The 24,799-nt window shown below is 47.2% G+C and carries 26 protein-coding genes; 16 read left to right on the top strand and 10 right to left on the bottom strand.

Annotated features, from left to right (window positions below; translation table 11 throughout):
* The first annotated feature begins 211 nt into the window (after positions 1-211).
* Together CR205_RS20725 and CR205_RS20720 are read left to right on the top strand one after the other, a co-directional pair.
* A complete protein-coding gene (locus CR205_RS20725) occupies positions 212-775 on the top strand; it encodes an ATP phosphoribosyltransferase regulatory subunit (RefSeq protein ID WP_328587730.1) in 564 nt (187 codons plus the stop codon).
* Between the two features lie 40 nt (positions 776-815).
* Complete coding sequence (locus CR205_RS20720) at positions 816-1,280, top strand: ATP phosphoribosyltransferase regulatory subunit (RefSeq protein ID WP_268877422.1); 465 nt, start codon at positions 816-818, stop codon at positions 1,278-1,280.
* Between the two features lie 211 nt (positions 1,281-1,491).
* Here CR205_RS20720 and CR205_RS12950 read toward each other — a convergent pair whose 3' ends face one another.
* The 3 genes from CR205_RS12950 to CR205_RS12940 form a co-directional block, all read right to left on the bottom strand.
* Complete coding sequence (locus CR205_RS12950; protein WP_110520468.1) at positions 1,492-2,178, bottom strand: hypothetical protein; 687 nt, start codon at positions 2,176-2,178, stop codon at positions 1,492-1,494.
* Between the two features lie 116 nt (positions 2,179-2,294).
* Positions 2,295-4,070, bottom strand: coding sequence for an ATP-binding protein (locus tag CR205_RS12945; RefSeq protein ID WP_236634816.1), 1,776 nt, complete (start codon positions 4,068-4,070; stop codon positions 2,295-2,297).
* A gap of 18 nt (positions 4,071-4,088) precedes the next feature.
* Positions 4,089-5,222, bottom strand: a complete 1,134-nt coding sequence (locus CR205_RS12940; protein WP_110520466.1) for a hypothetical protein — start codon at positions 5,220-5,222, stop codon at positions 4,089-4,091.
* 421 nt (positions 5,223-5,643) lie between these two features.
* Here CR205_RS12940 and CR205_RS12935 point away from each other — a divergent pair, with 421 nt between their 5' ends.
* Both CR205_RS12935 and CR205_RS12930 read left to right on the top strand, forming a co-directional pair.
* Positions 5,644-7,128, top strand: coding sequence for a recombinase family protein (locus CR205_RS12935; RefSeq protein WP_110520464.1), 1,485 nt, complete (start codon positions 5,644-5,646; stop codon positions 7,126-7,128).
* Positions 7,129-7,712: 584 nt separating this feature from the next.
* Complete coding sequence (locus CR205_RS12930) at positions 7,713-8,102, top strand: DUF948 domain-containing protein (RefSeq protein ID WP_110520462.1); 390 nt, start codon at positions 7,713-7,715, stop codon at positions 8,100-8,102.
* Positions 8,103-8,348: 246 nt separating this feature from the next.
* On the opposite strand, the gene rlmD is transcribed toward CR205_RS12930, so the two are convergent.
* The 3 genes from rlmD to CR205_RS12910 all read right to left on the bottom strand — a co-directional run bounded on the left by rlmD (position 8,349) and on the right by CR205_RS12910 (position 11,711).
* The gene (rlmD, locus tag CR205_RS12925) at positions 8,349-9,719 is read right to left on the bottom strand and encodes a 23S rRNA (uracil(1939)-C(5))-methyltransferase RlmD (RefSeq protein WP_110520460.1); all 1,371 of its coding nucleotides are present in this window, start codon (positions 9,717-9,719) and stop codon (positions 8,349-8,351) included.
* Between the two features lie 598 nt (positions 9,720-10,317).
* Positions 10,318-10,689: a hypothetical protein gene (locus CR205_RS12915; protein WP_236634814.1), complete on the bottom strand. Its 372-nt coding sequence runs from the start codon at positions 10,687-10,689 to the stop codon at positions 10,318-10,320.
* A gap of 314 nt (positions 10,690-11,003) precedes the next feature.
* Positions 11,004-11,711, bottom strand: a complete 708-nt coding sequence (locus CR205_RS12910) for a hypothetical protein (RefSeq protein WP_110520454.1) — start codon at positions 11,709-11,711, stop codon at positions 11,004-11,006.
* A gap of 297 nt (positions 11,712-12,008) precedes the next feature.
* On the opposite strand from CR205_RS12910, the gene CR205_RS12905 reads away from it, so the two are divergent.
* Positions 12,009-13,046 (top strand): YecA family protein, encoded by a 1,038-nt coding sequence (locus tag CR205_RS12905; protein ID WP_110520452.1) that lies wholly within the window; start codon positions 12,009-12,011, stop codon positions 13,044-13,046.
* Between the two features lie 120 nt (positions 13,047-13,166).
* On the opposite strand, the gene CR205_RS12900 is transcribed toward CR205_RS12905, so the two are convergent.
* Together CR205_RS12900 and CR205_RS12895 are read right to left on the bottom strand one after the other, a co-directional pair.
* On the bottom strand, positions 13,167-13,430 hold the full coding sequence (locus CR205_RS12900; RefSeq protein WP_110520450.1) for a hypothetical protein: 264 nt from the start codon (positions 13,428-13,430) through the stop codon (positions 13,167-13,169).
* Between the two features lie 254 nt (positions 13,431-13,684).
* Positions 13,685-13,963: a hypothetical protein gene (locus CR205_RS12895; protein WP_110520448.1), complete on the bottom strand. Its 279-nt coding sequence runs from the start codon at positions 13,961-13,963 to the stop codon at positions 13,685-13,687.
* Between the two features lie 182 nt (positions 13,964-14,145).
* On the opposite strand from CR205_RS12895, the gene CR205_RS12890 reads away from it, so the two are divergent.
* The 3 genes from CR205_RS12890 (at position 14,146) to CR205_RS12875 (ending at position 17,355) form a co-directional block, all read left to right on the top strand.
* Complete coding sequence (locus CR205_RS12890) at positions 14,146-15,897, top strand: carbon starvation CstA family protein (RefSeq protein WP_110520447.1); 1,752 nt, start codon at positions 14,146-14,148, stop codon at positions 15,895-15,897.
* 27 nt (positions 15,898-15,924) lie between these two features.
* Complete coding sequence (locus CR205_RS12885; protein ID WP_110520445.1) at positions 15,925-16,182, top strand: cory-CC-star protein; 258 nt, start codon at positions 15,925-15,927, stop codon at positions 16,180-16,182.
* A 222-nt stretch (positions 16,183-16,404) separates the two neighbouring features.
* Positions 16,405-17,355 (top strand): ArsA family ATPase, encoded by a 951-nt coding sequence (locus CR205_RS12875; RefSeq protein ID WP_110520441.1) that lies wholly within the window; start codon positions 16,405-16,407, stop codon positions 17,353-17,355.
* 61 nt (positions 17,356-17,416) lie between these two features.
* Here the strand turns inward: CR205_RS12875 and CR205_RS12870 are convergent, their stop codons facing one another.
* Positions 17,417-17,764: a DUF4260 domain-containing protein gene (locus tag CR205_RS12870; protein WP_110520949.1), complete on the bottom strand. Its 348-nt coding sequence runs from the start codon at positions 17,762-17,764 to the stop codon at positions 17,417-17,419.
* A 46-nt stretch (positions 17,765-17,810) separates the two neighbouring features.
* Here CR205_RS12870 and CR205_RS12865 point away from each other — a divergent pair, with 46 nt between their 5' ends.
* On the top strand, positions 17,811-18,122 hold the full coding sequence (locus CR205_RS12865; RefSeq protein ID WP_110520439.1) for a hypothetical protein: 312 nt from the start codon (positions 17,811-17,813) through the stop codon (positions 18,120-18,122).
* 57 nt (positions 18,123-18,179) lie between these two features.
* Here the strand turns inward: CR205_RS12865 and CR205_RS12860 are convergent, their stop codons facing one another.
* The gene (locus CR205_RS12860; protein ID WP_110520437.1) at positions 18,180-18,881 is read right to left on the bottom strand and encodes a hypothetical protein; all 702 of its coding nucleotides are present in this window, start codon (positions 18,879-18,881) and stop codon (positions 18,180-18,182) included.
* 125 nt (positions 18,882-19,006) lie between these two features.
* On the opposite strand from CR205_RS12860, the gene CR205_RS12855 reads away from it, so the two are divergent.
* From CR205_RS12855 to CR205_RS12825, 7 genes are all read left to right on the top strand, one after another.
* Positions 19,007-19,828, top strand: a complete 822-nt coding sequence (locus CR205_RS12855) for a YihY/virulence factor BrkB family protein (RefSeq protein ID WP_110520435.1) — start codon at positions 19,007-19,009, stop codon at positions 19,826-19,828.
* 78 nt (positions 19,829-19,906) lie between these two features.
* Positions 19,907-20,260, top strand: coding sequence for a DUF5665 domain-containing protein (locus CR205_RS12850; RefSeq protein WP_110520433.1), 354 nt, complete (start codon positions 19,907-19,909; stop codon positions 20,258-20,260).
* 21 nt (positions 20,261-20,281) lie between these two features.
* Positions 20,282-20,806 carry a DUF948 domain-containing protein gene (locus tag CR205_RS12845; RefSeq protein ID WP_110520431.1) on the top strand — a complete coding sequence of 175 codons (525 nt, stop codon included), beginning with the start codon at positions 20,282-20,284 and terminating at the stop codon, positions 20,804-20,806.
* Positions 20,807-20,936: 130 nt separating this feature from the next.
* Positions 20,937-21,236 (top strand): YtxH domain-containing protein, encoded by a 300-nt coding sequence (locus CR205_RS12840; RefSeq protein ID WP_161524771.1) that lies wholly within the window; start codon positions 20,937-20,939, stop codon positions 21,234-21,236.
* A 16-nt stretch (positions 21,237-21,252) separates the two neighbouring features.
* Positions 21,253-21,603 (top strand): hypothetical protein, encoded by a 351-nt coding sequence (locus tag CR205_RS12835; protein ID WP_110520427.1) that lies wholly within the window; start codon positions 21,253-21,255, stop codon positions 21,601-21,603.
* Positions 21,604-21,727: 124 nt separating this feature from the next.
* Entirely contained in the window at positions 21,728-23,152 is a 1,425-nt protein-coding gene (locus CR205_RS12830; protein WP_110520426.1) for an alanine/glycine:cation symporter family protein, read from the top strand.
* A gap of 207 nt (positions 23,153-23,359) precedes the next feature.
* Positions 23,360-24,280 carry a hypothetical protein gene (locus tag CR205_RS12825; RefSeq protein WP_110520424.1) on the top strand — a complete coding sequence of 307 codons (921 nt, stop codon included), beginning with the start codon at positions 23,360-23,362 and terminating at the stop codon, positions 24,278-24,280.
* The last annotated feature ends 519 nt before the right edge of the window (positions 24,281-24,799 follow it).

The raw sequence follows: 24,799 nt of genomic DNA, 5'->3' as shown, positions 1-24,799 counted from the left end.
CTAATCCGACACCAAACCTCCACAGTTAACAAACTCAAAATACCGCCACCAATCAAAATATCAATTACGGCGTTTGTGAAAGCATCGCCTTCAAGGTACTAATCGTATCATAGGCATTGTGTTTGGTTACGTCCTCTACCTCTTCGTCCGAACCACCACTTAACCCAAAATGCTTAATTAGCATGTCCAGAATTTTTTTGGACTCAAACTCATTACACATCCGAAAATCGGTCGGCAGACGCCAATTCTAAACTATACCGAGTTACTTGCCTCGAAATATGGAGGCGGTGCTGAAATACTTGAGGAAATGTATACACTGACCGACCGGGGAGAAAGGGACCTGGCCCTGCGCTACGACCTTACCATTCCTTTTGCAAAAGTCGCTGCGATGAATCCGACTTTAAAGAAACCTTTCAAACGCTACGAAATCAGGAAAGTATTCCGGGATGGACCGATTAAGACCGGTAGGCTTCGCGAGTTTACCCAATGTGATGTCGACATCGTCGGTGTGGACTCACAGGCAGCTGAAGCAGAGCTGATGGTGATAGCCTTGGATGCATTCAAGAAGATGGATTTAAAAGTTGTTATTCAGTACAATAACCGGAAGCTACTAACCGGCATGCTTGACGCATATGGGACGCCAGCAGAAAAGATTAAAAGCATCGTGTTGATACTTGATAAGCTTGAAAAGATTGGATTGAATGCCGTTCTCTCTGAGCTCGAGGAACAGGAACTTTTCTATCAAGGGGTTTCTGGCCTCGAATTAGAATACTAGCTACAGTTACTACGAGCCCTTCGCAGAACAAAACACACTCGTGAAAGAAGGACTTGCCGCGCTGCTGGAACTGAATACCTTTCTGGATTATCTCGGAGCTGGTTCCCAATGCATCTTTAATCCCTTCCTGGCCAGAGGACTTGAGATTTACACGGGAACAATATATGAAATTTTCCTATCCGACCAGTCAATCAAATCAAGTATCGGCAGCGGCGGCAGATACGACAACGCCATCGGCGTTCTTCTCGGCACCAATGCCCCTTTTCCAACAGTCGGTATTTCGTTTGGTTTAGATGTCATATACACTGCGATGATGGCTTCAAAGAAAGAACGTACCGCAAAATCGAATGTTGATTATGACATCATCCCATTAAACACCCAGAAAGAAGCCCTCCTCTTAGCAACCACGCTCAGTAACCAGGGCTACAAGGTGGAATTCGAGCTGAGTAACAAAAAATCGGAAAGGCACTGGATAAGGCAAACAAAGAAAAAATACCTAACGTAATCATCGGGGGGGGAAGATGAAGTGCGGAGCAATCAATATAAAGTTAGAGATATGAAATCGGGCGAGGAAAAAAACTTGGCGTTTAGCTTCAACTAATAAGAAATGTGTTTACAGAAAAACAGTACAGTGGGCAGGGGAATCAAAAATGAACTCCATACCTCTACTTCATACTCTATATTTATCTCATAAAACCTATTAACTTGTATCTTTACTACTCACGCTCTTTCTTCCAAACATACCCGGGCTCAACTTTTAATATTACCTTGTGAAATTCATTCCACCTTTCATTTAAATTCCTAGCCTTAGTAAGATATTGCTTTTCATCTTCTTCAAAATTCTCGTCCTTTAATAATTCTAATTCACTCATACCACCGTAAAATTTAATGAAATTTGGATTAGATATTGGGTTAAATTTTTCATCAGTAAAGTCAATGAAATCCCGAAAACTTACTAAAAATTTTTTTCTGGCTTTTTCTATTCTCCTATTAGACAAGGCCATATCTGGAGATGAAAACCTCCTAGTCCCCTCCTCATAGTTTTCTATTTGATTAATTGATAAAACACGAGTCTGTTCCAAATTATCTATAAAGTAATAAATCATATCCTTTGGAAAAACCTTGGCCATTTCATCTAACTTAGCAATATCAGAATTAGATATGTTTTGTACTAATTGCTTATAGTCATGATATAAGAAAAAAATAACAAGTGTTAAATAAATTACTATACAAATTAATCCAAAATAAATATATGAATGCGGTGGATTTACCAGAATCCAATTTGTGGGTACGTTAAATCCAATAAGTTTGAAAAAGTCAATTAAATCTAACAATAGTCCAATTAAATTAAAAATAACGAAACCCATCAAATACCAAAAAGCTTTAAGCAGATATTTAGTCATATTGTTAACCTCCAATATAATGAAGTTTTCTCAAAATTACTTTACTTACTTTTCATAAATAAAGGACTAAATTTTTCAAATTTAGTCCTTAAAAAGTTTAAGTTATATCCTTGTTTCTAATTCTTGTTCCATTTTTTGGTGATTATTGGCAGTTGCGCATCTATCCAAGGTTTTTTCCATTCTTCAAGATATCTAATATCACTAGAAGATGGAGCTGGAATACAAGGGTCTATCTGGACTAATGATGGCATTATTATTGCTTCACCTGTAAGAATTGCTTGGCCTCTTTGCAAAGTAGATATAGACGCTGTAAGAGCCTCAAGGCTATCAGGCAATAGCTTTTTTATATAGTTTTGGTCTTCAGGGTTAGTTAACCTCATTGCTACAAAGTTACTACATTGAGAAAAAATAGTTTCAGATATTTCTGAAGGTCTTTGACTAACAATCATAGCCGTTACTCCGTATTTTCTGCCTTCTTTTGCTATTCTTTCTATAGAAATACGGGATGATTTATATTTCGCTTCAGAGCTTTTGGGGACATATTTGTGTGCTTCTTCGTAAACAAGCATCAATGGTAGATAATCCTCTTTTTCAGTGTCTGTTAATTCATTTCTTTCCTCATAGTACTTTTTGAAAAAATATCCGTATTCGAAGAGAAGGCGAGATACTAAAGAAACAGTGATATTTAGCACTTCGAAAGGAACACCACTTATATCAATAATAGAAATATTTGCCTTTTTTTCCTTATTGTAACCTATAATATTTTCAAGAACCTTAACAAATTGAATATCAAACTCATTAACCTTTTCGCCTAAGGATAAGAATTTTAATCGATTATCATTAATTTTTCCTTTCATTCTAAATATCATTTTATCCAGTTTTCTGTCACTATCATTATAAGTGCCTCGTGACACGCTTCTATTTGCTAATTTTTTAAACTTCATCTGTTTTTCAAAGTAGTGTTTGTATTTATCATCATCATTGATAAGAGAATTAATTTCATCATCATCTACTGTGACTTTCGTGACGTCATTATAATCTACAGTTTCATTTGTTAAGTTAATAATACACCTTACAACCTCTTCAATAGAGAAAGGCACTGGTGTATCAAATGTTATATTTTTGTTATTGTCGTTATGATATTGTTTGTTCTTTGTGACTACATCTCTTAACAGTGATATTTGATTATATGCGTTATTATCACCGGTTTCTACAAATATTTCTTCTAGTTCTTCTCCATTCATTAGCCAATAAGGCAAAAATAAGCTTTCTACATTAATATAATTGGACTTAGGGAATGCAGTTTTATATTCCGAATGTATATCAAATATCACAATATGAGAATTGTTTAATCCATCATATTCAAAACTTTTAACATTACTGGCTTCCTGAATTATTTTAGCCACAGTATGCGACTTTCCTGAACCAGTTGAACCAACAACAGCGATGTGCTTATTAAAAAATTTATTCCCATCAACAGGTACACTAGTAATCTCATCTTGCTTTAGCTTCGCAAAGCAAAATCTAGCTTCTTCCTTACCTGTAGCATATATCTTCTTTATTTCTTCTCTTTTAGCTAACTCTACCCCAGTCGGCGGAATGGTTAGGCTATAATTTCCACGATGGAATAATCCTTCAACATCTAAGTACCCCATTGGGGTAGCTTCGATAATATACTTTGGTTCACCTGGTTTATCCCTATTTTCTTCAATTGTAAAATTTTCCACCATCGCAATAAGAGAACATTCTTTCTCATCCGAAACTCTTAAATACGAACCTAAAGCAACTTTCTCCATACTGTCTTTATGAAAATCCTCTAAGTTTTGAACTTCTACCTTTACTTTATTAGGAAGAACTGATATAACTTTTGCTGATTTATTTAGTGTAAACAAAATAAGCACCTTCCTTTTTTAATTTAACAATCTAATAATCTGGCTGGTATCACTTATCTGGATACTCGTGGAGTGTTCTTCTTTAGCGACAATGGGATTATCGATGAAAAATTCATAAACTTCAGCTATACTAATTCTTTCTAAGATAGTATTAAGATTATCTTGATTTAAAAAGATTACAAATGTAATATCATCAAATCGCTTGTCCCTACTAACAATAGATTCAACACTTATTTCGCCACCATAAAAAAAAGAACCATCATTGAAATACATCGGCCATTGCTCATTAATGATTTGACTCTTCAATTTAATTAAGTTTGTTTCAGTAAGGTTCCTAAGTAATACGTATGGAGGTTTAGGGCTTTTATAATATTTCTCAATAATCTTATAAACAATATCTGCAATTCTACTATTGCTTGTAAGATTGTCACATTCTAAAATGAATAATCTTTCTCGAGGTCTTCTACTTTGAGTGCGTGGAGAAAAATAGAGCCTCTTAATCTCCTTTTCATATCTCTCTTTAGACAAATGTTTTCTATATGCATGCTGAAATATAACTCCTGAAGTTTTATGAAACATTTCATCTAATACCGACTTATCTATATATCTTTCCTTCTTCTCTCTTATAGCTAATTTTAATAGTGAAGAATGAATTATCATATGATAAATTACCGCTAATTCTTTGCTTGCAAGTTCATACTCTTGTCTTATTTTGTCTAGTACTATCTCGAACTGACGGTTATAGTCTTCCTTGAAAACAACCTTGAAGTTTTTTATGAATTCTTTTTTTGATTCTTCACTATACTTATTTTGTGACTTTCCAAGTAATTTATTGAATTCAATCAAATCATATACTTTTTCTCCTACTTCTTTGTCTTTGAAATAGCAATACAAAGCGAACTTCTTATTGTTGTCTAAAACGAACGCATCTAGTAATTGAATAACAGGTTTTTTTATTGCACTGTTGGTAAACGTTTGCGTTTCTTTGTGCTTAACTTGTATTACATATTTTTCATAGTTTATATCCTGCTCGAACTCAAACATAATTTTTGAGGATGGATGATTAAGTATTTCTAGGATTGTTAAATCAAATTGGTAGATAAATCCTTTTACTGCATAATAGCCACCATCTCTTTCCGATGCCTGAGACATAAAAATCACCTTCAAATACTGTCATTTTATTATAAACACACCCAAATTATACCAGAAAACCATATAATCAAACAAGATAAAATACTTAATTTTCTATATTTTCGATTATTTTAATATTGGATATTATTGAATACTGAGAAAGCAAAGTACAGGATGAAGTTCAGAAATCTCCTACCTATTAATTTATGTTCACAATTTCGAATGCGCTTTATGGTGAACTCCTACGTTAGGATAGGTTAACTTCTGGACATCTGTTAACTTACAATTTAGGACTGATTATGAATCTGTATTTTAATTTTTTTTACTATCGCCCACCACATAATCTGTCTCCTCAGTAAATTCATGGATACGGGGCTAACTTTGGGTCAATAATGCTCCTAGGCAAACCCACTACACCTCAACGGAACGGAGTTGAGGTGATTTGAAATGCGCAGTGTACATCAGAGTGTCGACGGACAGGGAAGAACAGAAGTCGTCCCTGGTGAACCAGCAGCGTTATTTTTACAACATTATTGCGGATAAGGGGTGGATTTTGCATCAGTTCTACATTGACGTGGAGAGTGGTACGAAGGATAAGAAGCGGAAAAACCTGAAGCAGATGATTGAAGACGCCAAAGCCGGCCTCTTCGATGTCATTATCTCAAAGGAACTGTCCAGGCTTGCCCGGAACGGGAAGCTGTCGTATGAAATCAAGGACATTGCCGAGAACAATGGCGTTCATATCGTCACGTACGATAATGCCATCAATTCCATCGAAGGCAACATCCACATGTTCGGTCTTTACGCCTGGGTTTACGAACAGGAATCCCAGCGGACATCCGAACGGATAAAGGCAGCACTTATTTCCGGCGCAAGAAAGGGCGAGTTTATGGGGTCTAATCCCCCTTATGGCTATCAGGTGGTCAGTAAGACGCTTGTACCAGCCGATGACCATAAGCCGGAAGTAGTGAGGCGCATCTTCAGGATGTACCTCTCCGGGATGGGATTCGACTCAATTGCCCGCACCTTATCCAACGAGGGTCTTCCCACACCGGCCAAGGAAGCGGGGAAGATGAATGCCGGCCGATTCTGGCAGGGGTCAACCATCCGGAAGATATTGACCAACCCTCACTACACCGGCGACCTCGTCCAGCACAGGGAAACGACCAGAAGTGTAACTTCCGATGCGAGAGAGAGCGTGCCTGAAGAGAAACATCTCATCAAAAAGGATGCTCATACTCCACTCGTCAGCCGCTCTGATTTCCAGGCTGTGCAGAAACTGCTGAAAACCAGAAAGCGGAACCGGACCAAAGTTCAGCTCCATCTCTTCACCAACCTTCTTTACTGTGCCGATTGCGGCTCTGGAATGTGGTACCGCCAGAACCGGGCAGGTTACATTTGCGGCAGTTATGGCCGTCACGGTAAGATTGCCTGTACCTCTCACGCAGTGAAGGAAGATGTGCTTAAAAAAAAGGTACTTTTAGATATAAAAAAAGCTCACGAGTTCGTTTTAGACCAGGAGTACCTGAACAAAATCAGGCAGGGTGAAGAAGAACGCCGGGAAGCAAATAAATCCGTCATGACGGGGGTTTTAGAGGAACTTGAAACCCTAAAAAACAAACGAAAGAAATACATCGAAATGCTCGCTGACGATATTATCAGCCACTCGGAGTACAGGGAAGTATCAGATGAGGCAGAATTCAGGGTTAAAGAAATGAAGCGAAAGCAGCATGAGCTTCAAGAAGCCCTGAAGGAAGACCCTCTAAACCACGAACTGGACCGGCTGAAGGAGCTCCTCGCCCGGTTCGAGCCATTTAAAGAGGTGACTCCTCCGATGCTTCAGTACTTTGTCGAGCGGATTGAAGTCAGCAAAAAGGGAGAACCAACGGTGCTTTACCGGTTCTACATGTTCGATGAATTGGATTAATTGTCCACGCGAATTGTCTGCGACACTACCTCCACATGTGTGGAGTGCATGGGGTCATACATGAGATGGCGGCAACTTATAAAAAGAATTAGGTTTTAATATATTGAGTACGTGCTCCACTTTAGTCTATACCCAACCATTATGCTTTAATAGTGGAGTTTACTCCAATTTACCTTCATATGAAAAAACCTTTTGTCAATTTCTCGTTTAAAAAGGTTGAATTCAAATCTAAAGCGTTAACAGTACCATAAACTCTTTTTTTATAATCGTTCCAACCGGTTGGATTTTCGGCGATCATATTCACAGATCATCAAAATCCATCACTTGATAGTCTTTGTTTTGCCTCGGTTGCTGATAGAGTTCTTCCATTGCTCCCATTTTCATATCTGTTCATTTAGGTACTGTTTCTTGGTTCATATTTGTTGCCCCCTCCGATGCAGTTGGCCACACGGGTAAGCCGTGATTTTCATGGAATGTTGGTTATAGAGTAGAAAAAATGAACATTTTCATACTAACAAGTGTTTTAATACGGAATGTCCAAACCTCCCCCATCATAGACTGAGGGGGGAAGGGAGGTGGTCTTAATGATTGAATGGAGTGTTGGCATTGCAGCTGTTGCATTTGTTTTTCTCGTCTTCTTTTTGATTTTGACATTACGAAAACTAATGGCAACACTGGCTGAAACAAAGGAGACGCTGTCAGACGCCAGGAAATCTGTAAACAGCATTACAGATGAGGCAGAGGAGCTAATACATGAAGCCAACAAAATTTCAGTTGATGTAAAAGGAAAAATGGAATCTGTTGATCCATTAGTTGAGTCCGTTCGTGATATGGGGGAGATGCTCCACAATGCAACAAGTTCAATGAAACGAACGGCTTTGGAAAAAGAAAACCGAAAAACCATTCTTACACAGAAGACAGATGATACGCAGGATAAAAAGAAGATCCATCCGGTTCGAATTAAAATGAAGTAAGTAGAAAGATTGTATATGCCCCCACTTTGATGAAGCATTAATGCGATGAGTCCTGGCACTTTCCGCATGTGAAAACTAAAAAAGTGTCAGAACCCTCTTAACTATAGGGTCTGACACCTTTTGCTGTTCTATTAGAGTTTACACATTACTCATCAACTCTGTTCTTATTACTGGAAAATCGACGTATCTCCTCAAGCAGTGTCATTTTAAAAAGAGCCTCATCCACCAAAGGACAGGCTCTTTCAGTTATACTAGTTCAATTTTAGCTACCGCTTCACAATGTGTCGTCTGCGGAAACATATCCACCGGCTGTACTTCCTGCGTCTTAAACCCTTTTTCCTCCAGATACTGAAGATCCCGGGCCAAGGTTGCCGGGTTGCACGATACGTACACCACCCGCTTCGGTTTCATATCTGCAATCGCATCCAACAGCGCTTCGTCGCAGCCTTTTCTCGGCGGGTCGACGACGATGACGTCGGGGCGCACGCCCTGGGCGTACCACCACGGCATCACTTTTTCCGCTTCGCCGACGGCGAACTCGGTGTTGGTGAGGCCGTTGAGTATTGCGTTGTTTTTCGCGTCCGAGATCGCTTCCAGGACGATCTCCACGCCGAGCACCTGCTTCGCTTTTTGTGCCAGAAACAGGCTGATTGTGCCGATGCCGCAGTAGGCGTCGATCACTGTTTCGTCTCCGTTTAGGTCCGCATACTCGAGTGCTTTATCGTAAAGCACCTTCGTCTGCACCGGGTTCACCTGGTAGAACGAACGGGCAGAGATGGCAAACTTGATGTCGCCGATGTAGTCGTAGATCACCTCTTCGCCCCAGAGCACTTCCGTTTTGTCCCCGAATATGACGTTCGTGCGCTTCGGGTTGATGTTCTGGACGATCGATTTGACTTCCGGCAGGTTTTCGCGAATCTCTTCCACGATGTTCTTTTTGTTCGGCAGCTCTTTGCCGCGGGTCACCAGTACGACCATAAGTTCACCGGTCGTTTTGCCGTGGCGGGTGACGATGTGGCGGAGCGTGCCTTTGTGCTTCTTCTCGTCGTAGGCGCGGATGCCGTACTTTTTGGCCAGGCCTTTAACGAGCTGGACGACACGGTCGTTTTCTTCGTTCTGGATTACGCAGCTCGGCATGTCGACGATTTCATGGCTTCGTTCGGCGTAGAAGCCGGCAACGATTTCGCCGTTCTGCTCGCCGACAGGGACCTGGGCTTTGTTCCGGTAGCGCCAGGGTTCTTCCATTCCGAGTGTCGAGTGGACAGTCACGTCTTCAATTTTTCCGATCCGGGCGAGAACGTCGGTCACGTGCTTCGTTTTATACGCCAGCTGCCCTTCGTAGTCGAGGTGCTGGAGCTGGCAGCCGCCGCAGCGCTTAAAGATCGGGCACGGTGGCTCGGCGCGGTTCGTGCTTTCTTCCGTCAGCTCCAGCAGGCGGCCGATGGCGAAATTCTTCTTTACTTTTACCACTTTGGCCGTGCCGGTCTCCCCCGGCAGCGCACGGGGCACGAACACCGGGTAGCCGTCGAGCTTGGCCACGCCGGCGCCGTCGTGGGTCAGATCCTCAAAAGAGAGGGTCACGGTCTGATTTTTCGTTACAGGTGTGTGTGTCGTCATCGTTCTTCGATCCCTTCCGCTCACTTGGTCTGCCACTGATTGTACCATAAACGGAGTTGAGAGAGAAAAGGCCGGTCTAATAAAACTCCGAGGGGTCTATGACATAAACTTTCATAGTGGCAGCATCCACACATTTATTAACACTCCCCGCAACAACTCTAAGGGCTAAATCTCCGAACTTTTATGTAGGAGTTTTCATCAAATTATTTTTCTGTCCAAACATTTTTCATAGTGAAACATAGACTTTTATCAAGGGGTCATACCAAATACACTATTGAACAAGTATGGAGGTTACTATACAGCGCTTAGCCATGGCATATCAAGGAAATTTGGTAGAAGTAAGAGGTCGCACCGGGCAGGTTTTTCGAGGAATTGCAGACGGTGTTAACCAAAGAAGAGGAATGTTTCTTCGCACTTCCCCGTTCAGCAGAGTCTTTATTCCGTTTTTCTTAATCACATCTATTTTCCTCTTAAGTCGAAGACGCAGAAGTTTTTTCTAAACAGTCCTCTTTCCGGCAAAGGGAGTCTCAAAAGAGGAGGCTCCCTTTCTTCTAACCAGCCTTATACACGATTATGTTTGCAGGGAATTCTGTTGTTTTTAATAGTAGATATCATTCTGATTTTCAGTATCATACCCCATTTGTTCAATGAGTTGTTTGGCAGCGGATAGGGTTTGTTCGGTTCGCTGCTGCCAATTGATAATGTTTTCGATAAATGATTCAAATTCTTCAGGTGCATTGTCTCTCATTACCTGCAGCCATCTCATTACTTCCTGATCTTCCTGAAGACCTTTATTCACACATGAAATCAGCGTTTGAATAATGGACTCATCGAATTCTCCGTTTTGCAGCCGGTAAACAGAACCTACTGCGGTTACACGATGATAGGAAGCTGGTATAAGGTGCCGGTGCAATTCGGGATTTCCCTCTAATCCCGCAGTAGCTGGAATATAAAACAATTGTGTAGTCATGGAACAAACCATTCCTTCACCAAACAAACTTTGGTTTAACAGTTCTAATACTGAGGACCACTCTTGACGGTAAGGGAAGTAATACATATTTTTCCACCTTCTTATTAAGAAATTATGATATGCTATGCCATTAATTTGGCATTTGCCCCTAAAGTTCCAATCTTAATAACCGTCATAAGCAGAACAGACCATCCAAGTGCTCATCCACCAAAAAAACACAAATAACCCTGGGGCTCGTTTAACACAGAACGCCCATTTTATAAATGCTAAACAAAGAAAAAACGCCACTCCACAGAGTGACGTTACGAGTATGGTTAGTCCAGTTCAAACTGCTCGTCAATTTCTTCTCCTACATCCTCCCAGTCTTCATCCTGCGGTGCAGACCACTGGATCCGGACCCATTCAATGTCTTCAGCAGCTGAACTTTCCAGTACATAAAAGGCACTGCCGGAGAGGGTTGCACCGGACATGATATCTCCCGGGATCGGATCAGACATCCACAAATCAGCTTCAAGCTGTTCACCTGTATTGGTGACGAGTGTTCCTTGAGCGGCATTGAATATGTGGTCAGCGTCTGCTGTATTTTCTACAGCCATATCCACCTGAATGTAGTCGGCCTCATTTGTCGCCATGGATTCGGCAAGTTCGCCTTCATACTGAGCGGATATGACGTTAATCTGTTCAACGTTCATGACGATCGGTCCTGATTCCATCGGCTCAATCCCGTCCAGACGGTTTACGAGGGTAAAGGAGCCGCCTTCATTTTCGATGGTTTCCCCTACCTCTGTTCCCCACTCATCTTCGATTAGGTCGTCTGCGTCTTCTTCGTCATGATCAGGTTCACTCGTTTCGCTGTCGTCTTGATCCTCAGGGGACTCTTCCTCGGTATCGTCCGTTTCCTGACCATCCTCCAGCACATCAGCACCGTTGCCTTCAGTTGTTACGCCAGTGTCTTCAGCATCTCCACATGCAGCAATGACGAGTGTAGTACTCAGTGCGGCGGTTAGTACGGATTTTTTCATATATCTCCCTCCTATTACGATCACGATTTAACAGAAAAGAATCTATATTCCGCGTCACGGAAGCTGCTTTTGAGGTTCTATCTTCTATTATTGGGTCTATTTCCCTTTTACGGAGATTTTCCCGTTTCTTCGTTTTCCGAAACTAACCATAAAGCATTACATTCAGGTTTCATTTTATGGTCAATTTTACCCGATCCCTTCCCCGTGGTATGATAGAGGGTGGTAATTTTCAAGAGAGGTCCGGACGTCTTGTGGGGCGCCGGGCTGTTAGACGTTATTTGAGGTGAATCGAAGGTTATGGCTAAAGTAAAACGGAATGACCCGTGCGTGTGCGGGAGCGGGAAGAAATATAAGAAGTGCTGCAGCGGGCGCCAGGCGGCTGCTTCGACAACGATCCGTGACGAGAAGGACTTTCAGCAGTTTCTTCCCCGTGTGGTGGCGTTCAGCAAGCCCTATGAAGAAGAGCTTCAGGAGCGGATCTGGAACGATGTGAGCGAGCTGCGTGTGCTGAAAAAAGACGACCAGCAGGCGTTCGTGCAGAGTCTGAGTCTGTGGAGTCTTTTCAACGTGGATGCGGTGGACGGCCGGACGATCGTGCAGGCGTTTATTGACGAGCATAAGCACGAATATTCCGAGGCGTTTCAGACGTTTCTCGCCCAGTGGGAGCGGATTCGTCCGGGGATTTATAAGGCTGAGCTGATCGCCGGAAATACGATGACGATCGTAGAGCAGTTTGACCGGGCGGAGATCCGGATTGAGATGACGGGTGCCGCCAAGCAGCTGAGTGAAGGAGACATGGTGATTGGGTATCTGTATCCGACCCTGTCCGGGTATGCGCTTGGCTCTGATGTGATGATTATTCCGGAAGACTTCCATCATCTCTTTTTCAGAGAGTGGAAGATGTTCTGGCTCTACTGCAGTGAAAAAGGGCGGCTGTCGGACCGGGAGCTTCTGACGCGGAGCTATCCGGCTGCGCTGCACATTCTCGGCGGGCTTTTGACGGGCCTCGTCCAGGGGATTGAGGATGATTACGTGAAAGGGCCGTACCACGACGTGTTCCATCAGATGATGGAGGAGACCAATGACGAGCCGATTCCATATGCGGTGACCCTTCTCGCCAGCCGCGTCTGGTCGGAGTTTGTGAAAGCGAACGAGCCGCGGATCACGAAGCCTGCGGTGTTCTCGGCGGCGCTTGAGTACTACATCCGCCAGGAGACGCACGTGGAAGCGCTGAAGCTGAGCCAGAAGAAGGTGGCCGATAAGTACGGCGTGTCACCGGGAACGGTGTCGGCGAAGTATAAGCTGCTGAAAGAGGTTTCGGCGGTAGCGCAGTAAAATAGACGTGGAAGAGCACCAGGGGCGATTGGCCGCTGGTGCTCTTTTTGTGAAGTGGGGACGGTTCTTGTGTGGCATTTTGCTGAGCTGGGTGCAAAGTGGAACCGTCCCCATTTTGCATTACTCGTGGTGTTCTTTTCTGATGCTTGTGAATTTCTTCTCCACCATGACTACGATGAAAATGATGGCTGCCATAAGAGCGACTGAAAAAGCAATCGGAAGGATGGTGCCGTTCCAGACCCCTGCCCCGTCAGGATCGCCGAACATGTAGGTGAGCAGATCTGCGTAGGTTGGGATTCCGAGCGCTCTAAAGAGCGGCATAACAATAAACATGGTTGCGAGGATCGCGATGACTAAGATCCAAACGTACTTACGTTTACCCAACAAAAACCCTCCTTTTACGTCCTGTTATGGAATATCTACCCTAAATTGGATACGTTAACCCTTTTGCGAAGCGGGGACGGTTCTCGCGTGACATAATTGCTGGCTCAAGTGCAAAAGCCGGACACCAGGTGGCGTCCGGCTTTTGTTGGATTTTAATAGAAGTAGTTGGAAGAATTGAAGCTGAAAAATGCCAAGCGAGAACCGTCCCCACATGGCACTCACATGGCACCTGGCACTTCCCACACGCCGCTTCTCTACAGCTCGATATCCCGCTGCTCTTTTTTTCCGCCTTCGAGCCAGTCACCGTAGCGTTTGATCAGGCCTTTGTACAGGCGGGGGCGGACTTCTTTGACTGCGCCGGGGAGGCTGATGGAGGAGAAGCCTGCCAGGAGGATGCAGCCGGTGATGCGGTGCATATGTTCATTTTCAGGGAGGATCACCATCAGACTTGTGCTTACAGATAACGTCATCGCCACGACAAGAAAGCCCCGCCAGGTCATCCATCTTCCTTTGTTCTGCTTTTTTTCTGCCACTTTCTTCACGCTCCTTTTCCATAATTTCTCTTTTAGTATGCGCTTCCTAGATTTTTTTACTCTTTCCGACAATTACCGTTTGATTATTTAGAATAAATCGAAAATAATAGAGGTAGCGGTCTGTAAGCGCTTACCTATAATCTGACAGGCCAAAAATAGAGAAACCAGAAAGGGGAATGATCATGAACGGTATATTCTTAGCACTTGCCGGTATGGTAGTATTCTTTCTCGGCTACCGCTATTATTCGAGATTCATAGCCGAGCGGATCTATCGCCTCGATCCGGATTACGTAACACCGGCGCACCGGTATAAGGACGGCGTTGACTTCGTGCCGACGAACAAATTTATCCTCTGGGGTCACCACTTCACCTCCGTGGCCGGAGCGGCACCGATTGTCGGACCGGCGATCGCCATCTACTGGGGCTGGGGACCAGCCTTTTTATGGGTCGTGCTCGGGACGGTGTTCGCTGCCGGGGTGCATGACTTCGGAGCCCTCGTCCTGTCGGTCAGAAATAAAGGACAGTCGGTCGGGACGCTTGCGAACAAGATTATCGGCCAGCGGGCCAAAATTCTGTTCTTATTTATCATCTTAATTCTCGTTCTCATGGTGAACGCCGTGTTTGCCTGGGTTATTGCGAACCTGTTTATCCTGTTTCCATCCGCGGTGCTCTCGGTATTCATCCAGATCCCGCTTGCGATCTGGATCGGATACCTGGTGTACAAAAAGAGCAAGAATATGCTGCTGCCATCACTCGCTGCTCTTGCGACGATGTATATAGCCGCAATCGTTGCCTCACGGGTACCGGCACTTCAGATTGATCTGCCGCGCTACTTCGGCGGGGAGGAAAATATCGTGGCGTTCGGTCTGAACGGCGTCGCTATGGCGTTTTTCGTCTGGATCGTGGTTCTCATGATCTACGTGTACATCGCCTCTACCCTTCCTGTCTGGAAGCTGCTTCAGCCGCGGGATTACATCAACTCCCACCAGCTGATTTTAGGTCTAGTAATCCTGTATTTGGGACTGTTTTTCATGGGCGGTGCGGAAATGACAGCACCTGTCTACAACGCGGACGCGACCACGCCGTGGTTCCCGCTACTCTTCATTACGATTGCCTGCGGGGCCATATCCGGTTTCCACGGACTTGTGGCGTCAGGGACGTCCAGTAAGCAGCTGAACAAGGAAACAGACGCCCGGTTTGTCGGCTACCTCGGTGCTGTTGGTGAAGGTCTTCTCGCCCTCCTGACCATCATCGCGGTTGGTACGTTTTTTGCCACTCAGGGTGACTTCCTCTCCAACTACTCGAGCTTCGCTGTGGCCGGGGATATCGGTCTCGGCACGTTCATCCAGGGTGCCGGGCAGCTCGCCGGCGGTATTTTCATTCCGGCTGATATCGCGACCACAATCGTCGCCGTGATCGTGGTGAGTTTTGCCGCCACCAGTCTCGATACAGCCGTGCGGCTTATGCGCTACATCATTTCCGAGCTCGGTGCTGAGTACAAAGTGCAGAAGCTGACAAAAAAGCACGTGGCCACTACCGTTGCGGTTGGTTCTTCTGCAGCGCTTGCGCTTCTTCCACAGGGACCGCAGGGCTTCGGCTCCGGGGGATACCTCCTCTGGCCGCTGTTCGGTACATCGAACCAGCTTCTGGCCGGAATTACCCTGCTTCTTATCACACTCTGGCTGAAGTATCAGGGTCGAAACTACCTGGTTACGTTTATTCCGATGGTGTTCGTCCTCGCGATGACACTCTGGGCGATGGCCCGTCAGCTTATTTTCGACTGGTCAGGTCTTGGCGGCGCGGAACTGAACCTGCTTCTGTTCCTGCTCGGTTCTGTGATTTTCGTATTTGCATGCTGGATCTGTCTTGAAGCCTACAACGCCATGCGCCGCTCCAGTCAGGGACCGCCTAAGGATCAGGACGCGTCGATGTAAGGGTTTACCGGGAAAGGTGTGGATCAGATGAATTTTGATTTGAAGAAAATGATTGAGATGTACGACCAGGTGCTCCGTCAGGGGCATCGCACGGAGATTGCCCGGGAGCTGCGGGACGAAGACGATCTGTTCTTTATTCTCTGCTATTCGGAGATGCTCGGCATTCCGAATCCTGCGTTTTACTATACGCTCGAGCTGTATCCGCACATTCTCGAGCGGTTTCACGAGTGGCACCTGCGGATGGGGATGGACAAGTCGCCGATCAACGGCTTCCGGTGCTGCTGACAGCTTTGGTTTTGGTTGTTTTCGAAAATATTGCTGTTTACTTCACGCTTCAGGCCGACGCTTTCCGCGGGCAACACCTCAGCCTCCTCAGGAAAATCACCTGCGGGGTCTTCGGCTGTTGCTTTTCCCGCTGGAGTCGCGGCCTTACGCTCCAAAATAAATCAGTCACCAGCAGATATCTATACGAAGAGAGCTTTGTTTTTTTGAAAGGACGTGACACGGATGCATGATTTGACCCGGCTGAAGCCGGTACTGTTTGTGGGAGGCAAGGGCGGCGTGGGGAAATCCACGACCGCCTCCGCCCTCGCGCTTTCGGCGAGCCGGCGCGGCCAGCGGACGCTGCTCATTTCCACCGATCCAGCGCACAACCTCGGCGACCTGTTTCATACACGGCTTAGTGATGAGCCGGTTGAAGTGCGGTCGAACCTGTCGGTAATGGAGCTTGACCCGGAAAAAGAAAGCGAGCGTTACATCGCACAGGTAAAGGCGAACATTCAGGGGCACGTGAAGGCGACGATGATTGACGAGGTGCACCGGCAGATGGATATGGCCAAGTCGTCGCCCGGGGCGGATGAGGCAGCCATGTTTGACCGGATTGTGTCAATTCTGCTCGAGGAGCGGCCAAAATTTGATCACGTTATTTTTGATACGGCCCCAACCGGGCATACGCTTAGGCTTATGAGCCTGCCTGAGATGATGGGCGTGTGGATGGACGGGATGCTCGAGCGCCGCCGGAAAACAAACGAGGACTATACGCAGCTGTTAAACGACGGTGAGCCGGTGGACGATCCAATTTTCGACACCCTTCAGGCACGGAGGGAAAAATTCGTCAAGGTACGTGAAATATTACTCGATAAAACGGTGACCGGCTTCCTGTTTGTGATGAACCCGGAACGGCTGCCGATCGAGGAAGCCCGCCGGGGCGTGGCGACCCTCCGCCGCCACGACATTCCGGTGGAGGGCGTGGTTGTGAACAAGGTGATCCCCTCAGACGTGGACGGCCAGTTCTTTGTGAAGCGGAAAGCCCAGCAGGAGCAGTATCTCGCGCAGATTGACGAGGCGTTCGCCGGGCTTCCCCAGCTCCGCCTTCCTCTTTTGGAGGAGGATATTTCGACGACGGATCATCTCGACCGGATGGCGGAGGTGCTGGATCAGGCGGTTGTGATGGACTAAAGAAAGGCATGGAGAGCGAGGTCTCCATGCCTTTTTTCTATTTATTTTGCCAAACGGCCGTTCACACCCGATCAAGATGCGTATCCTTGAACCCGGTCCCGTACTTCAACCCAAAGCCGAACATCCGGTCCATCCCGATATGAGCCGCCCAGATCAACCCGCCTGCCAAGACAACAGGACTGGACACGATCAGGCCGGCGATCACTGCCGCAGCCGGGACCGTGTACGTATGAAAGAGGTTATAGATCACTGCGCCGGCTTTGCTGCTGATCATATACCCGGCCATGGAAAGATCCGGTGCCAGCAGGAGAAGCAGAAACACGAGCCAGCTGAAGTCATTATAGCTGTACGCATACACACTTAACAGGAAAACTGCCAGCCCTTCCACATGTAAAAACAGTTTGGTCACTATCCATCCCCCGGCTCTCCATTTTTCATTTTGACAGCAGCACTCCATGACGCCAGTCATCCTCTCGTCAAAATCCGCCCGTTATGATACGGTTAAACGAGCAGACTACGACCAAAGGATGATGCACGTGTATAAAAATTTCCGGCTGGCCCTTTCCGTTTTTACCCTGATTATTGCTTTTGTTGTGCTGTTTTTCGATGAGGATGGCCGCTTCATGCCTCTCGCCCTGTTCCTTGTGGGCACGATGATGCTTCTTTCTTCTATTGAAGATGCCCGCCGCGGCCGTAAAGGGATGAGCATTCTGTGGGGAATCGTCTCCTTCAGCGCCTTCTTCCTGTTTATCGGCTATCTTGTATAATCCGCAGAACCCCTGAGACCGTCCTGAAAACGGCCGCTCAGGGGTTCTTTTTCGTGATTATTCCTCCCGGTCGTCCCACCAGTCCAGTTCAGCATCTTCATCAGTTGTTACGTAGACACTGAATACGATCACCACACCATTTCTGCTGTCTCCCTCGAACCGGTCCATGCCTTGATCAAACTCAATCGAGCGGCCAGTGGCGGCAATCGCGCCAAACGGTGTCCGTTCTCCGTCCTCTACCACTGCTCTTTCCTCCAGGTGAGCCCACGAATAACCTGATGTCCCGAACCGAAATCCTGTATCCGTCTCAGTCCAGCTCGTTACCCTGGTGCCGTCACGGCCCACAACCTGCACCCATCGCTCACTGTCATCCTCCTCTTCTTTTGCTCCTGAGTAAGGCAGAACTGACAGAATCGATAAAGGCGTATCGAGCGGGAATTCTTCATCATAGATCGGCCTGCCGGAAGAAAACGAGGCCACATGTTCACCACCATCGTATATATCAGTTACAATCGCAGCGGAGCCTGTAAAATCACTAGACGCTGCATGAAAATTCGCTCCGAAAGCAAAATGATTGACTACCTCCATGGCCCAGTCGTTCTCAAAGGACATAGGATGAAGCGATCCTATACTGTCTCCTGTACTCACATTGGTCCCCGACGTGGTCTCACTTCCGCCTCCTGCCAGAAACGACAGGCTCACTCCAAGCACCAGGCAGCCTGCAAAAACAGCCGCCGTAATCATCCGTAACTGTCCCATCCGAACCTCTCCTCTCTGTCTAATTTCATGATACTGGAAATCCTCACATTATCAAGCAGAAACAAACGATAAATTTCGCGGTTCCGGTCATCCTAATAGCAACATGAAGAGAGGAGGCGGCGCCTTTGTACATCTGGCTTGTCCGTTTTGTGAATCAGGTAAAAGAAGGTCATGTGTTCGACTTGTCGGCTCAGCTCGCGTTTTATTTTCTGCTCATGTTCGTGCCCTTTCTCCTCGTGGGTCTCGCCCTCCTCAGTTTTTTCCCGATCGACGGGCAGCTGCTGCTTCAGTACGTGTCGGCCGTCACCCCTGGTGAGGTGGACACAATCATCGAGCGCAACGAGGAGATGCTCCTTGATGTGCGCCACGGCGGGTTTCTGTCGTTCGGTCTGATCGTGGCTGTGTTCGCCACGTCCAACAGCCTGCACGCCACGATCCGGGCCTTGAATCTGGCACATGAAGCGGAGGAGGAACGGTCGTTTTTTCACATTCGTGCCCTTTCGATCCTGTTCGCTCTGCTGATTATCGGCGCGATTCTCGTGCAGCTCGTGCTGCCTTTTTTTATCGTCACCCTCGATGACTATGTGGCCCGCGCGTTTCAGATTCCCGGCGCCGCCCTCGCCTCGTGGGAGTGGCTCGTCTGGGCGGTGAGCACCGCCACCGTTTTTTCCGTGCTCGCCCTTCTCTACAAGCTCGGCCCAAACGTGGAGCTCACTTTAAAACAGGTGGCCCCCGGCGCCCTGTTTGCCACGTTCGGCTGGCAGCTCAGCTCGTTCGGCCTGAGCTTTTACGTGAAAAATATCGCAAGCCTGAATTTTCTTCACGGCACGCTCTCAAGCGTGATTATTCTGATGATCTGGTTTTACCTCGTCGGCTTCGTGCTCCTCACCGGTGGGCAGATCAACGCCCTGCAGGTAAAGAAAACAAAGCCGGACTTTATCGATTAACGGTTCCTGCCAAACGTTTACAAACGAGCGCCTCAGGGTATCCATTAAAAAGACTTGTTTGTGCAGGAGGAAACCGTTATGCCACTATCCAAAGAACAGGAAGCGCGGAAGGTGCCGGCCAAGCACAGACGTGAGCCGGACGAAAAGCGGGAAGAGCAGAACGACCGGATGGAAAAACTGATCGATAAAATGGAAGAAATTTCGACGAAAGGCCACATGAAGGATATCGCCTTCCACTTCACGAATAAAAAAGAAGTGGTCAAGGTGAATCTGCTCGCAGGGGTGGCAAGAGGGGTCGGACTGACGGTCGGAACTGCGATTTTCATCGGGCTTCTGATCATCATTTTGTCCTATTCCGCGGCACTGCCGTTCATCGGCGAATACCTTGCCGGCTTCCTTGATATGATTCAGGAAAACCGCACGACCGAATAACCGTACAGAGGAGATGAAATCATGGATTTTCTGGGAATTGGCGTATTTATCATCGCTCTCGCCTTCGCAGGGCTTGTTATCTACCTTGCGAAAGTGCTGAAGAAAACAGAGGAAGTGCTCACCCACACCGCAAAAACGGTGGAAAATCTCGAAGGCCAGATCGGGGAGATTACGAGCGAAACGAAGCTCACGCTTTACAATACGAACGAGACGATCGCTGACGTGAATCACAAACTGACGCAGCTCGATCCCCTCTTTTACATCGTCAACGATGTGGGCGAATCGGTGCACACCGTGTCCTCGTCGATTGTCAAGCTCACAAAGCGCCAGAACGGCGAACTTGAGCGCGACGCGGCCCGCATCGACGAAAAAGACGTGCGCGGCTGGATGCGTACTGCCGCTTTCGTTTACTACCTCACGAAAAAGCGCCGGGAGAAAAAAGCAGCGGTGCGCCGGGAGCAGGAAGCCGGTACCTTTAACGAAATGGTGGAAGTCGAGCAGACGCCGGCCGAAGCCGAACTCCAGCGCGAGCATATGAACGTGTAGCCTCACGAACATAAGGTGGTCTTTTAAGCAGCAGCTGAAGGCCATCTTTTTCTCTTTCACCATGCTGCTCCCGGCAGTTTCAGCGTCCGCCTCCCGCGAACGTTTAATACCCCTGAAAGGAGTTGATCTGATGTCAGGAAAATTCAAAACAGGCATTGCCATTACAGGCTTTCTCGCCGGCTCCGTGATCGGCGGTGTGACCGCCGTTCTAACAGCCCGGCGTCCCGGCCATGACGTGCGAGTGGAACTGTACGCGAAATACTTAGTCCAGAAAAAACGCTTTGACGATCTCGCCGATGAAGTCCGGCTAGAATCAGCGCGGATCGAGGACGAATACCTCCGCGTGCGGGACCAGATTGAAGCCCAGATGAATGAGATTGACCGGGAAGCCGTGAAGGCCGCCCACTCGGAAAAAAGCGAACAGACGTAAAGGAGGTGACCGAATCGTGAAACCCCTTATTACCGGCGCCGCAGCCGGGCTTGGAATTGCCCTTGTCCTCGGTGCCGTGTCGTATATGACGCCCATCGGCATGACAAATTTCTTTCTGATTGCGGGCTTGCTCGGCGCTTTAGCCCTGATTCCCCTGTTTGTAAGAGCGTTCAGGAGTGAATCCATGCCCACACCGCAGATCTTCGGCACATCCGCCCCTGGGAAAATGACAACCGTCAGTAAAAGCGAAGCAAAAGGAGTCAGGGATGAGGGCAGTGCCGTTTCAGACCGCACCGCTGCCGCAGCGGGTGCAGGCATGGCGATGCTGGCTGTTGTTCTCATTGGTGCACTCGTGTTGTATGCATAGGACAGACCGGACCGGGACGCAGGTCCTTTTTTCCAGCCCGAATATGTAAATCATTACATAATTTGTCCTGCCCCTGACATGGTATGATATTTTAATATATTATTAATCCCCTTAAAAAAGGAGAGTGAAAGTCTTGGAATTCTTAGAATTTTTTATAGATGATATATTATGGACATGGATTCTGATTGGTCTTCTGATCGGTCTCGGTCTCTGGTTTACGATCAGCACCGGTTTCGTTCAATTCCGGTATTTTGGTGAAATGTTCAAAGTTGTGTTCGAGAAAAGCACGATTTCAAGTAAAGGAAAACAGGGTGTGTCCTCATTCCAGGCGTTCTGTATCTCGACCGCTTCCCGTGTAGGTACCGGAAACCTGGCCGGTGTGGCGCTCGCCGTTTCCCTCGGCGGACCTGGTGCTGTGTTCTGGATGTGGCTCATCGCCCTCCTCGGTGCGGCGACTGCGTTCATTGAGAGTACCCTCGCGCAGGTATACAAGGTCAAGGACGGAGAAAACTTCCGAGGCGGACCTGCTTATTATATGGAAAAAGCATTAAAAGCACGCTGGCTCGGTGTTTCGTTTGCGATTTTAATTACACTGGCTTTCGGATTTATTTTCAATATGGTGCAGGCGAACACGATTTCCGGCGCGTTTGAAAATGCGTACGACATTAATCCGCTGTGGACAGGAATCGTTCTTGCCCTCCTTGCAGGTCTCGTCTTCTTCGGCGGCGTGCAGCGGGTGGCAAAAGTAACTCAGATTATCGTCCCGGTTATGGCCGTTATTTATCTCGTTTTTGCCCTCGGGATCTCGATCGTGAATATCACGGAACTCCCTGCAGTGATCAGCCTGATCCTGGCTAACGCATTCGGCCTTGAAGAAGTGGTCGGCGGCGGTATGGGTGCCGCGCTCATGCAGGGGATCCGGCGCGGACTCTTCTCCAACGAAGCCGGTATGGGTAGTGTGCCGAACGCCGCAGCGACTGCAAACGTGAAGCACCCGGCCAAGCAGGGTCTCGTGCAGTCACTCGGGGTGTTTGTCGATACGCTGATCATCTGTACGGCAACAGCGTTTGTGATTCTATTGACCGATGTGTACACCGGCGGCGCTGAAGAAGGGATCGCCATTACCCAGATGGCACTGAGCGAACATATCGGCGACTGGGCAATTTCGTTCCTCGCCCTTGCGATTCTCCTGTTTGCGTTCAGTTCCATCGTCGGTAACTACTACTACGGCGAGACGAACATGGAGTTTGTCCGAAAGAACCGCTTGATGATCAACTTCTACCGCGTCGCTGTTATGGCGATGGTTCTGATTGGTGCTACAGCTGAACTGAGCACAGTCTGGATGATGGCCGACCTGTTCATGGGTCTGATGGCCGTCATGAACCTTCTCGTCATAGCGATACTCGGTAAGCTTGCGGTCGCCGTGCTCCGCGATTACGGCAAGCAGCGTAAAGCGCGCAAGGAACCGGTCTTCTATGCCGACCAGATCGAAGGTCTTACCGGCACTGAGTGCTGGGAGCGTGAAGAGCGTAAAGAGAAAGCAAATTAACATGATTTCTGCCGGGAGGCTTCTCTGTTGAGGAGCCTCTCTTTTTTTTGTTTGTACAATTACAGGGAAACGGCCAACTGCCGGGCGAATCCTTAGAAAGGAGGTAAGAAAACGTGACATTTTGGACTACTTTTCCATGAAAAAGGGTATATCACTATATACTATGGGCAGCGGATGCCCTTCAGCTTTACCAAAGGGGCCAACACGATGAGAACCTTATCACTGCAAAAATACAGGCGGGCCGCTGACTTTGTCTCCAATCACGCCCGGCTGGTCGATCAGCGGTTATTTGAATATTACTTTTACAACGGATCGTCCGAGGCCGTACTCGAGGCGCTGATTCCCTATCAGAACGAAGACGGGGGCATCGGCCGCGGCATTGAGCCGGATCTTCGCACGCAGGCGTCCACCCCGATAGCCACCTCTGTGGCGCTTCAGTACGCCCGAAAAGTCGGAGCCTCGTGGAAGCATCCGTTTATTCAGAAGGCGATGGCCTACCTTCACGATGTTTACAGGCAGTATGGCTTCTGGCCGCTGAAAATCCCGGAAATCAATGACGTGCCACATGCGGAGTGGTGGCATTTCACCTCGCAGGCAGATACGTTCGAAGTCAATCCCGGCGCAGAAATAATCGGCTATTTTCACGCGTACCCCCAGGTGCTTGAAGCGGACCTGTTTTCGATCTGGCACGAACAAATTTTCACTTGGCTCGAGGGGGACGGTCCTCTCGAAATGCACGACGCCCTCTGCTTTCTCCGCCTCGCTGAACTGATGCCGCAACCGGGAAAAAGCCAGATTCTCGATGCGCTCCGGCCACACATCCGCAGCACGGTTACCCGGGACCCGATGAAGTGGAGCAGTTACTGCGCCAAGCCTCTCTGGTTTGCGCCGACCCCTGACTCCCCCTTCGCTTCTCTGCTGGAACACTCCATTCGCCAGAATCTCGATTACGAAGTGTGCAGCCAGCAGCCCGACGGCTCATGGAATCCGTTCTGGGCATGGGGCCAGTACGAAGACGTCTGGGAGACGAAGGCCAAAAAGGAATGGGCCGGAATTCTGACTGTAAAAACACTCAAAACCCTCGCCGACTATAAACGAATCGAAGGTCTTGTGCCGGAGAAAAAATAAAGTCCACCCTGGATGTGAGGGTGGATTTTTTGTTGCATGGTTATATGGGATGCAGCAGTTTCTCAGACCTAAACAGCATACAGAAAAACCAACTGATAAATTGCTATGCACAAACCCAACACACTCGCTTTCAATTTAGCCGGATGGTACCTTTCACTGCGGATCAAGTATAAAAAAACAACGATAAATCCCACAGGGATCCATAACTCAAATATACCTTCTTCTGTATTTCGAGAGTAAGTCGGAACAATTGCTGTACTAATGAGAAAGTAAAAGAAAACTGTAAAACGTCGTGTCTCCAGTTGCTTACTCCACTTTACTAAAAGAAAAATGATGATTATTGCAGTAATTGTAATGTGCAGAGGTGGAAGATGAATACCAAAATTTCCGAATTCAAAATGCATATTATACAACCCATTTCATATCTGTTTCTGCGTTAGTCAATAAGTAAAAAACGCATGGCTAAACGAAATCTGTCTATCCCTCCTTCACTTTAACATAAATATCCAAACCCTTCTG

This window comes from Alteribacter lacisalsi (genome assembly GCF_003226345.1).
GTDB classification, from domain to species: domain Bacteria; phylum Bacillota; class Bacilli; order Bacillales; family Salisediminibacteriaceae; genus Alteribacter; species Alteribacter lacisalsi.
This window is presented reverse-complemented; position numbering and strand designations above follow the sequence as displayed.